Source organism: Bacteroides timonensis (genome assembly GCF_000513195.1).
GTDB lineage: Bacteria > Bacteroidota > Bacteroidia > Bacteroidales > Bacteroidaceae > Bacteroides > Bacteroides timonensis.
This window is the reverse complement of the sequence record NZ_CBVI010000053.1, coordinates 24,329-34,432: the sequence shown is the minus strand read 5'-3', so window position 1 is coordinate 34,432 and position 10,104 is coordinate 24,329. Positions and strand designations below refer to the sequence as shown.

The 10,104-nt window shown below is 50.3% G+C and carries 9 protein-coding genes and 4 pseudogenes; all 13 read left to right on the top strand.

From position 1 onward, the window contains the following. Window positions 1–40 precede the first annotated feature (40 nt). Window positions 41–991, top strand: a complete 951-nt coding sequence (locus tag BN161_RS11280; RefSeq protein ID WP_044266096.1) for a hypothetical protein — start codon at window positions 41–43, stop codon at window positions 989–991. Between the two features lie 327 nt (window positions 992–1,318). Further along, window positions 1,319–1,774, top strand: a complete 456-nt coding sequence (locus BN161_RS11275) for a hypothetical protein (RefSeq protein WP_044266093.1) — start codon at window positions 1,319–1,321, stop codon at window positions 1,772–1,774. A gap of 21 nt (window positions 1,775–1,795) precedes the next feature. After that, window positions 1,796–2,224: a hypothetical protein gene (locus tag BN161_RS11270; protein WP_044266091.1), complete on the top strand. Its 429-nt coding sequence runs from the start codon at window positions 1,796–1,798 to the stop codon at window positions 2,222–2,224. A gap of 440 nt (window positions 2,225–2,664) precedes the next feature. Further along, on the top strand, window positions 2,665–2,964 hold the full coding sequence (locus BN161_RS11265) for a DUF4134 domain-containing protein (RefSeq protein ID WP_009860229.1): 300 nt from the start codon (window positions 2,665–2,667) through the stop codon (window positions 2,962–2,964). 24 nt (window positions 2,965–2,988) lie between these two features. After that, window positions 2,989–3,309, top strand: a pseudogene (locus BN161_RS29425) (DUF4133 domain-containing protein). Window positions 3,310–3,312: 3 nt separating this feature from the next. Then, window positions 3,313–5,817: pseudogene (locus BN161_RS28600) on the top strand (TraG family conjugative transposon ATPase). 23 nt (window positions 5,818–5,840) lie between these two features. After that, window positions 5,841–5,972: a hypothetical protein gene (locus BN161_RS30805; protein WP_262483903.1), complete on the top strand. Its 132-nt coding sequence runs from the start codon at window positions 5,841–5,843 to the stop codon at window positions 5,970–5,972. Beyond that, window positions 5,973–6,248: a hypothetical protein gene (locus BN161_RS11245; protein WP_044266088.1), complete on the top strand. Its 276-nt coding sequence runs from the start codon at window positions 5,973–5,975 to the stop codon at window positions 6,246–6,248. Between the two features lie 4 nt (window positions 6,249–6,252). After that, window positions 6,253–6,882: pseudogene (locus BN161_RS11235) on the top strand (DUF4141 domain-containing protein). A gap of 29 nt (window positions 6,883–6,911) precedes the next feature. Further along, a complete protein-coding gene (gene traJ, locus BN161_RS11230) occupies window positions 6,912–7,925 on the top strand; it encodes a conjugative transposon protein TraJ (RefSeq protein WP_044266080.1) in 1,014 nt (337 codons plus the stop codon). Window positions 7,926–7,957: 32 nt separating this feature from the next. Next, window positions 7,958–8,581: pseudogene (gene traK / locus BN161_RS11225) on the top strand (conjugative transposon protein TraK). Then, the gene (locus BN161_RS11220; RefSeq protein WP_044266078.1) at window positions 8,571–8,861 is read left to right on the top strand and encodes a hypothetical protein; all 291 of its coding nucleotides are present in this window, start codon (window positions 8,571–8,573) and stop codon (window positions 8,859–8,861) included. The pseudogene traK and the gene BN161_RS11220 overlap by 11 nt, the downstream one beginning before the upstream one ends. After that, complete coding sequence (gene traM, locus BN161_RS11215; RefSeq protein WP_074435125.1) at window positions 8,845–10,104, top strand: conjugative transposon protein TraM; 1,260 nt, start codon at window positions 8,845–8,847, stop codon at window positions 10,102–10,104. The genes BN161_RS11220 and traM overlap by 17 nt, the downstream gene beginning before the upstream one ends.

The following is a 10,104-nucleotide window of genomic DNA, read 5'->3' as shown; positions in this document are numbered from 1 at the left end:
GACCTATCTACAAAAGAGTTATAACAAAATATTTTAGGTTATGGATATACAATCAGGTTACTATGAAGCCGGAATCGTTCTGTTCTGGCTGTTGTTTGCCTATCTGTTCATGGACAAGTTCCTGTTCAAAGGACAGCTTGGCGAGATATGTTTCGGGAAGGCACGTCGCCGCATGGCAAAAGGGTTGAGGGGCGTTGCCGGATGGTTTGATCCGGTAAAGGAGGAACAGAAGAAGGGGCGCAAGCGCACGAAAGGGAAAACGGAGAAGAAAGAGGTTCCGGCGATACCGGAAGCTGAAAAGAGGAATGTCCCGACCGTGAAACCGGAAGTTAAGGGCAAAGGAAAGGCAGAAGCTAAAGAGAAGGCTGAAGTTAAGGAAAAAGCAGAAGACAAGAATATGGAGAAACATCTCCAAAAACCGTCTGAAACGGACAGCCTTGTCGTTACGAAAAGTTACGGGACACGCCAACGGCCGCCAATAAACGCCACCGGTTCCGGGGCTATTGCCGGTAAAGAAAATGCCTCTACATTTGCTGACAGAAACGAGGAAACAGCGCAACAAAAGGCAGTACAAGTGCCGCCGGAACGCATCCCGGAGCTGTTTCGGGACAAGCGTGTGGAAGAGTGGCGTGCCTCTTCGGATGAGAGTTCCGGCAAGCGTGAAAGCGATAACGGACAGGAAGGAAACGGTGACGAAGTGGATACCGACGAGCTGAACGAGGAACTGGATGATTTGAACTGTGCCCGTGAAGATTATTCGGGTGAAGCAGCCGGCATAGGGCCGGAAGAGATTGACCTGATCATCGACCTCTGTAACGGCAAGGATATTCCGACGGACAAACGGTTGGCTCTTTTAAGGGCGATCCACCATATCAAGGATACGCAGATTGAACGCTCGATACTGGAAAGTATCAATGGCAGCGACAGCCGTATCAGCAAATTTCTGGATGAAGCCGAACATTTGAATGAGGCTGCTCCGGACAGTGACTAACCAATTAAAGAAGGAGGTAACAATGGCAAGAGGTTATTTTGATACGGGTTGATGGCCCGTATCACTCTAAAGAGAGAGATTCGCTATGGTATTAATGACTGAATAAACCAACAAAGCATGTATATGACTTATTTCGATTCGGGTTGATAAATGGATGTTCCCGTCTGATAAGGGAACACTCCAATCAAGAAGAGACAATTCCTTTGGTAACTTACTTATAAAACAAAATGGCTATGACAAAAGGCTATTACGATTCGGGATGACAGACCGCTTGCGGCACTCACCCGGTAAGGCAACAAGAACTATTCACCATTAAATTTCATCCGTATGAATATAGGACTGGTAGATGTGGACGGGCATAACTTCCCCAATTTTGCGCTGATGCGCCTTTCGGCTTATCACAAGGCAAACGGGCATCGGGTGGAATGGGCGGAACCGGCGCAGCGGTATGACAAGGTGCTGGCAAGCAAGGTGTTCACTTTCAGTCCGGACTATGACTACGGCAGGCTGGATGCGAAAGAAGTAGTCAGAGGCGGAACGGGATATGACATTGCCGGCAGGCTTCCCGAAGCTGTGGAGAACAGCCGGATGATGGACTACTCCATTTACCCTGATTACCCTTTTTCGCTCCAGTTCTTTTCAAGGGGCTGCATCCGTAAATGCCCTTTCTGCCTCGTTCGCGAGAAAGAGGGATACATTCAAGCGGTGGAGCCGGTGGAGCTGAACCCGAAAGGAAAATGGATTGAGGTGCTGGACAATAATTTCTTTGCCAATCCGCAGTGAAGGTCGGCGGTGGATTATCTTATGAAATCAGGGCAATCCGTTAAACTGCACGGTGTGGACGTTAGGATTATGGACGAGGAACAAGCCTGGCATCTGAACAGAATGAAGATGAAACAGAATATTCATATTGCCTGGGATTTGCCCGGACTGGATCTGACCGACCGCTTGAAAGAGATGGTCAGGCATGTGAAACCTTACAAGATTACCTGCTACGTGCTGATAGGATTCAATTCGACCGTTGAGCAGGATTTGTTCAGGTTGAACGTACTGAGGGAACTAAAGATTACCCCTTTTGTAATCCCTTTCCGGGATTATGCAAACAAGCGGACGCCTACGCGGTACGAGCGTGACCTTGCCCGATGGGCGAACCGGATGTGGCTGTTCAAGTCCACCTCTTTTGAAGACTATGCACCCCGCAAAGGTTTCAAGTGCGGGGAATATCTGAAATAAACTGATTAAGACTGCAAAAACAATGGGAAAAAAGGCTATTACGATTCGGGATGATTCGCATCCCGCTTCCAAGAGAGAACTAACAAGAGTTTTTCACCACCAAATCAAGTAACAATGCGAACGGCATATTATGACTCCGGCTGATTTCCGGCCGGAACTTATCCCCTAAATTAATAAACCATAAACGTCCACGGCTACCTTATGGGGATAGTTAAAGGGGCAGTCCGTGGCTTTTTTAATCACTTACTTATTTTTCGCAAGTTCAGATGTCTTTGCCAAATTGCATTTTGATTACGCTAACCCCGTTTTGTCGAGTCAGCGACAAGAGGATGTCAAGTCCGCGACAAGACAACGCCGAGTCAGCGACAAGACAAATAGGCTTGGAGAGCTTCAAATTCACGCTTGCGAAACATGAATCACCTAAAAAATCACGGAAACAAATGAAAAAGAAAAGATTGATTATGATGCTGGCCGCTGTTGCGGCAGCAAGTGCAGCAATGGCGCAAGGAAACGGGCAGGCAGGTATCACCGAAGCGACACAACTCGTGACGGGATATTTCGACCCCGGCACAAAACTTATTTATGCAATCGGTGCGGTAATCGGCCTCGTTGGCGGGATCAAGGTCTACCAGAAGTTCAGTTCGGGCGACCCCGACACGAGTAAAACGGCAAGTTCGTGGTTCGGAGCCTGCATCTTCTTGATAGTCGCCGCCACCATTCTGAGGTCGTTCTTCCTCTAAAAAACATAAAAAAGACAGTAACTTATGGCTGATTTTGAAATAAATAAAGGTGTGGGCCGTGAGGTTGAGTTTAAAGGACTCCGGGCACAGTACCTGTTTATTTTCGCCGCCGGCCTACTTGCCGTATTCGTGATGTTCGTCATCATGTATATGGCAGGTGTCGGCCAGTGAATCTGTATCGGTTTCGGGGTATCGGCGGCTACGGTGCTGGTATGGCTGACCTTCACGCTGAACCGCAAATACGGCAGTCACGGGTTGATGAAACTGTTTGCGGCCCGCAGGTATCCCCGGAGAATCCTCTCACGAAAACGTATCACACGTCTGATCAACAAACAACAATCGTAAATTATGAGAAGTATATTAAAAGCATCCACACTGGAAAGCAAGTTCCCCATCATGGCGGTGGAACACGGCTGCATCGTCAGCAAGGACGCCGACATCACGGTCGCTTTCCGTGTCACACTGCCGGAAGTATTTTCGGTATCCTCCGCAGAGTATGAGGCGATGCACGCCACATGAGCGAAGGCAATCAAGGTGTTGCCGAACTATTCGATCCTGCACAAGCAGGATATTTTCATCACCGAGAAATACGAGCCGGACATCCGCCGGGACGAACTCAGCTTTCTTTCCCGCAGTTTTGAACGCCACTTCAACGAGCGTCCCTACCTGCACCACACCTGCTACCTGTTCCTTACCAAGACCACCAAGGAACGCTCCCGGCAGCAAAGTAACTGGAACACGCTCTGCCGTGGTTTTCTGGTGCCGAAGGAAATCAGGGACAAGGAAACGGTGGAGCGCTTCATGGAAGCGGTGGGACAGTTTGAAAGCATCGTTAATGACAGCGGCCTTGTCAGGCTGGAACGGCTCAGCACGGAAGAGATTACGGGAACGGACAGCGAACCGGGCATTATCGAAAGATACCTCACGCTCTCGGCTGACGGGACTACCATGTTGCAGGATATGCAACTGAACCCGGACGAGATGCGTATCGGTGACAAGCGGCTCTGCCTGCATACGCTTTCAGACCTCGACGACCTTCCGGGAAAAGTAAGGACTGACGGGCGGTACGAACGCCTCTCGACAGACCGTTCGGATTGCCGCCTGAGTTATGCCGCCCCCGTGGGCGTGATGCTGCCCTGCGACCATATCTACAACCAGTGGATATTCATAGATGACAGCAACGAGAACCTTTCCCGTTTCGAGAAGATGACCAAGAACATGCAGTCGCTTTCACGGTACAGCCGCAGCAACCAGATAAACAAGGAGTGGCTCGATGAATACCTGAATGAAGCGCATAGCAACGGGCTGCAATCCATACGCTGCCACTGCAACATCATCGCATGGGCGGAAAACGGGGAGGAACTCCGCAGGGTGAAGAACGATGTGGGAAGCGCACTGGCATTGATGGAATGCACGCCACATCATAACACGACCGACCTGCCTGCCGTCTATTGGGCGGGCATACCGGGAAACGAGGCGGATTTCCCGGCAGAAGAGAGCTTCTACACGTTCACTGGACAGGCACTCTGCTTCTTCACGGCTGAAACCTGCTACCGGAACTCGCTTTCCCCTTTCGGCATTCGCATGGTGGACAGGCTGACGGGAAAGCCCGTCTTCCTCGACATCTCGGACTTGCCCATGAAAAAAGGGGTGGTGACGAACCGTAACAAATTTATCCTCGGCCCCAGTGGCAGCGGAAAGAGCTTCTTTACGAACCACCTTGTGAGACAGTATTGGGAACAAGGGACGCATATCCTGCTGGTGGATACCGGAAATTCATACAAGGGACTCTGTGACTTGATACATCAGAAGACCGGAGGGGATGACGGGATTTATTTTACATACAAGGAAAATGACCCGATTTCTTTCAATCCGTTTTTCACCGAGGATTACCAGTATGACATCGAGAAACGGGACAGCATCAAGACACTGATACTCACTCTTTGGAAAAGGGAGGACGAACCGCCCCGCCGCTCGGAAGAGGTGGCACTCTCGAATGCAGTCAGCCTGTATATCGAGAAAATAAGGAAGAACCGGAAGATAAAGCCGAACTTCAACTCGTTCTATGATTTTGTAAAAAAGGACTACCGCAAGGTGCTGGCGGACAAGAACGTAAGGGAGAAGGATTTCGATGTGGACGGTTTTCTGAACGTGCTGGAACCTTATTACAAGAACGGTGAATACGGCTATCTGCTGAACTCGGACAAGGAACTGGATTTGTTGAACAAACGGTTTATCGTATTTGAGCTGGATGTCGTGAAGGATAATCCCATCCTTTTTCCGGTCGTCACGATTATCATCATGGAGACGTTTATTAATAAAATGAGACGTTTGCAGGGTATCCGCAAGATGATACTGATTGAGGAAGCATGAAAGGCAATCGCTAAGGAAGGTATGGCATCCTACATAAAGTATCTCTTCAAAACGGTTAGAAAGTTTTACGGAGAGGCGGTTGTAGTGACGCAGGAAGTGGATGATATTATCTCTTCCCCCGTTGTGAAAGAGACGATTATCAACAACAGCGATTGCAAGATATTACTCGACCAGCGGAAGTACCAGAACAAATTCGACCAGATACAGAACCTGCTCGGTCTGACGGACAAGGAACGCAGCCAGATACTTTCGATCAACCTTGCCAATGCAGCGAACCGGCTTTATAAAGAGGTCTGGATAGGGCTTGGAGGCACGCAAAGCGCGGTATATGCGACAGAAGTTTCGGCTGAAGAATATTTGTGCTACACCACCGAAGAAACTGAAAAACTGGAGCTTACCCGCCTTACTGAAAAGCTGGGTGGAAACATCGAGCTGGCTATCAAACAACTTGCCGAGAGCAAACGGCAGGAGAAAAAGTAACCATTTTAATTCCTAATAAGACAATGAGTAAGAAAGATTTATTAAGCCAATGCAGGGAAGCGCTCGGAGACGCGACTCTGACCAATCTGGATCTGCTGAACCTGATTGGAGAAATGAAAAAGGAACTGGAACACGACCACATCTGCGGTCACTGAATGAACAAGGAAGGCGGCTCTACGCTGACTATCCGTAAATCCAACCGTGTGACGGACGGATTCAAGGGATACAAGGCCACACTGTTCGCCGGAGAGAAGAGTTATACCGAAATCAACATTCCGCTCCGTAGGGGTGACGACCTGTTTCTGCATGGGAACAAGGATGCCGGATGTATCGGGTATTTCAGCGGCAGCGAAGTGCTACTGTTCGGTAATTACGGACTGTTTGCCCGTGATGACGACAGCCGGTATTTACTAACTAAAGAAAGGAGATAGACGCATGAAGAAGAGAATGATAATTCTGTTTATGGCTCTATTGTCACTTTCGGTGACAAGCAAAGCACAGTGGGCGGTAATAGACCCCACAAACCTTGCCCAAAGCATTGTAAACTCAGCCAATGAAATGGTGCAGACTTCTACAACGGCACAGAACATGTGAAGCAACTTTCAGGAGACTGTAAAGATTTACCAGCAGGGGAAGGCTTACTACGACGCACTCAAATCGGTGCATGACCTTGTGAAAGGTGCCCGTAAGGTGCAACAGACTATCCTCTTGGTAGGCGATATCAGCGATATTTACGTGACCCATTTCAATACAATGATGGGAGATCCCAACTTCACCGTGGACGAACTCTCGGCTATCGCTTTCGGGTATAACCGGCTGCTTGAAGAAAGCAGCAACCTGCTGCTGGACTTGAAAGAAGTGACAACGGCTACCGGACTTTCGATAACCGACAAGGAACGGCTGGACATCATCAACCGGATATACGGCGAAGTGCTGGAATACAAGAACCTGACATGGTACTACACCCGCAAGAATATCGGTATATCGTACCTGAGAAGCAAGAAGAAAGGAGATTCGCAACGGGTACTCGCCTTGTACGGGACACATGACCAGCGTTACTGGTAATCATTCATCATAAAAGAAACGGAAAGATTATGGTATTACTATCAATAGACTGGACGAACCTGCACGAGTTGCTGCGTTCGCTTTACGATGAAATGATGCCCCTGTGCGAGGATATGGCAAGCGTGGCGAAGGGGGTGGCCGGTATCGGCGCCTTGTTCTACGTGGCCTACCGGGTGTGGCAGTCGCTTGCGAGAGCGGAAGAGATAGACGTGTTCCCCCTTTTCAGGCCGTTCGTGCTGGGGCTTTGCATCATGTTCTTCCCCACTATGGTGCTGGGGACAATCAACGGAATACTTTCTCCCGTGTGCAGCGCTACTTCCTCGCTGGTCAAGCAGCAGACCTTTGACATGAAGAAGTATCAGGAAGAGAAGGGCGAGCTGGAACGGGAAGCGATGCTTCGTGATCCGGCAAAGGCCTTTCTGGTGAGCGATGAGGAATTTGACAAGAGGATAGACGAACTGGGCTGGTCGCTGGGAGACATGGACACGATGATAAACATGTACGGGCAGAAGGCGGTGTATGACATGGGAGAAAAGGTCAGGCAATGGTTCCGGGAACTGCTGGAACTGTTCTTTCAGGCGGCCTCGCTGCTGATTGACACGCTGAGAACTTTCTTTCTGATCGTGTTGTCGATACTGGGGCCTATCTCCTTTGCGCTGGCCGTCTATGACGGATTCCAGAGTACGCTCACCACATGGCTGTCACGCTATATCTGCATTTACTTATGGCTGCCCGTCGGTGACTTGTTCGGGGCTATCCTCTCACGCATACAGATTCTGATGTTGCAGCAGGACATCAAACAGATGCAGGACCCGACATTCATACCGGACGCATCGAACAGCGTGTATTGCATATTTATGATTATAGGTATCATCGGTTATTTCTGCGTGCCCACGGTTGCCTCGTGGATTATCCAGGCAGGCGGTGCGGGAGCTTACGGACAGAAAGCCAACAGTGCCGGAAAGATGGCCGGTAACGGTGCGGCGGCGGTCGGCGGAGCGGCAGGCGGCGCGATAGCCGGACGTATCAAGAAAATATTCTAAAAAGTATCACATTAAAAAAACAGAAAAAAGACATGGAATTTAAATCATTAAAAAACATCGAGACATCGTTCCGGCAGCTTCGGCTGTTCGGGATGGTATTTCTGGGAGTGTGCGCACTGGTAACGGTCTTCGCCACCTGAAAGGCTTACGAGTTTGCGGAGGCGCAACGGCAGAAAATCTATGTGCTGGACAGCGGAAAGTCGCTGATGCTGGCTCTCTCGCAGGACGTGCAGCAGAACCGTCCCGTCGAAGCGAGGGAACATATCAAGCGGTTCCACGAACTCTTCTTCACACTGTCACCCGACAAGAGCGCCATTGAAAGCAATATCCAGCGTGCCCTTTACCTATCGGATGAGAGCGCTATCGGATATTACCGGAACTTGCAGGAGAAAGGGTATTTCAACCGGCTGATTGCCGGAAACATCTCGCAGACCCTGATAGTGGACAGCATACAAGGGAACTTTGACAACTATCCCTACGAGATGAAAGCCTACTGCCGCCAGCGCATCGTCCGTTCGAGCAGTATCACGGAACGTTCGCTTGTGACGACCTGCCGCCTGAGAAACGTGGTGCGGAGCGACAACAATCCGCAGGGATTTCTGATGGAGGGCTTCACCATTCTGGAAAACAAAGATACCGGGCATTATGAAAGATAACGGAATGACAAAGGCCTTCCGCTCGCTTAGAACGGGGAAAGACCGCTATATAATGAGACTCCGCAAACGCTGGCAGCGGTTGAGCTACCGGCAGCAAAGGATGATTATCCTTTACCTGCTCGGACTTTTCGCCGCTGTGGATCTTGCCTATATCGTGGGCGGATTTTGCGGAAAAGACAAATTTCCGATTGAGGTGCAGCACATCCAAAGGATCGTGCTTCCCCAAACGGACAGTATCCAACCATTAAATAACAATGTATCCAATGACACAATCCGATAAGAAAGAAGAGAAAGAAAAGGAACCGGAATCGCAGAAAGCGGAATCCGCATCCGAAAAGGAAAAGAAGCCGGGCGGCAAAGCCGCAGAGAAACTTAAATTCTATGGTGTAGTGGCTTTCCTCTCCCTGCTTTGTGCCGGGTTCATCTGGTTTATCTTCAAACCGGACGCACCTGAAAAGGTGGAAGGCATGGCGGGAATCAATACGACGATACCCGACGCTATCGCACCCGAAACGATGGCTGACAAACAGAAGGCTTACGAACTGGAAGAGATGAAGAAACGCCGGCAGGAAAAAGTGAGAACCTTGCAGGACATGGCTGGGGGATATCTGACACCGGACACGCTTGAACCGGAAGAAAAAGCACCGAAGGCGGATGCTATCAGGGAGTCCAGAGAAAAGCAGCGGCAGATTTCGAGGCAGATCACCTCGTTCTATCAGGAGCCGAAGGAAAGTCCGAGGGTGAGCGAACTGGAACGGCAGGTGAAAGAGCTGAGCGAAAAGCTGGAACGTGAACGGAAAGGACAAGACCCGCTGGAACTGATGGAGAAATCGTATGAAATGGCGGCACGCTATTTTCCCGGACAGACGGGCGGACAGGTGAAAAGCATACAGCCTGCCGGTGGTACGGGTACCGGAAATCCTGCCGCCATAGCTGCCGGACGTGCTGCGGAAAACGTGGTTTCGTCACTGGCCGCACCTCCGCCGCTTGACACGGTACCCCGCAATTACGGTTTTACTACGGCCGTAGGTGGCGGACAGCTTGCCGGAGCCAATACGATACGTGCCTGCGTGGCGGAAGACCAGACTGTAACTACCGGATCACGTATCAGGTTCCGGCTGTTGGAACCGCTGCAAGTGGGCGGTGTGCTTGTGCCTGCCAATACTCCGCTATTCGGCACGGTGCGTATCGAGGGGCAGCGGATGGCGGTCAGCGTGAACTCCATTGAAAGCGGCGGTAATATACTACCGGTGGAACTGGCGGCTTACGACATGGACGGGCAGGCCGGACTTTTCGTACCGAACACCGCAGAGCGTACCGCCATGAAAGAAGCCGCCGCCAATATCGGAAGCGGCTTCGGGACAAGCATATCGTTTGCCCGCAGCGCCTCGCAACAACTCGTCATGGACGTGACAAGGGGCGTGCTCAGCGGCGGTTCGCAATACCTTGCCGCAAAGATGCGGGAAGTGAAAGTGTCCGTGAAAGCTAATTACCAACTTTTATTAATATCCAAAAAACAATAA

Excerpts from the sequence above, each read along its gene's own strand:
- BN161_RS11280 (WP_044266096.1), top strand. The coding sequence starts at position 41 with ATGGATATACAATCAGGTTACTATGAAGCCGGAATCGTTCTGTTCTGG.
- BN161_RS11245 (WP_044266088.1), top strand. The coding sequence starts at position 5,973 with ATGAACAAGGAAGGCGGCTCTACGCTGACTATCCGTAAATCCAACCGT.
- BN161_RS11220 (WP_044266078.1), top strand. The coding sequence starts at position 8,571 with ATGAAAGATAACGGAATGACAAAGGCCTTCCGCTCGCTTAGAACGGGG.
- BN161_RS30805 (WP_262483903.1), top strand. The coding sequence starts at position 5,841 with ATGAGTAAGAAAGATTTATTAAGCCAATGCAGGGAAGCGCTCGGAGAC.
- BN161_RS11275 (WP_044266093.1), top strand. The coding sequence starts at position 1,319 with ATGAATATAGGACTGGTAGATGTGGACGGGCATAACTTCCCCAATTTT.
- BN161_RS11265 (WP_009860229.1), top strand. The coding sequence starts at position 2,665 with ATGAAAAAGAAAAGATTGATTATGATGCTGGCCGCTGTTGCGGCAGCA.
- traM (WP_074435125.1), top strand. The coding sequence starts at position 8,845 with ATGACACAATCCGATAAGAAAGAAGAGAAAGAAAAGGAACCGGAATCG.
- traJ (WP_044266080.1), top strand. The coding sequence starts at position 6,912 with ATGGTATTACTATCAATAGACTGGACGAACCTGCACGAGTTGCTGCGT.
- BN161_RS11270 (WP_044266091.1), top strand. The coding sequence starts at position 1,796 with ATGAAATCAGGGCAATCCGTTAAACTGCACGGTGTGGACGTTAGGATT.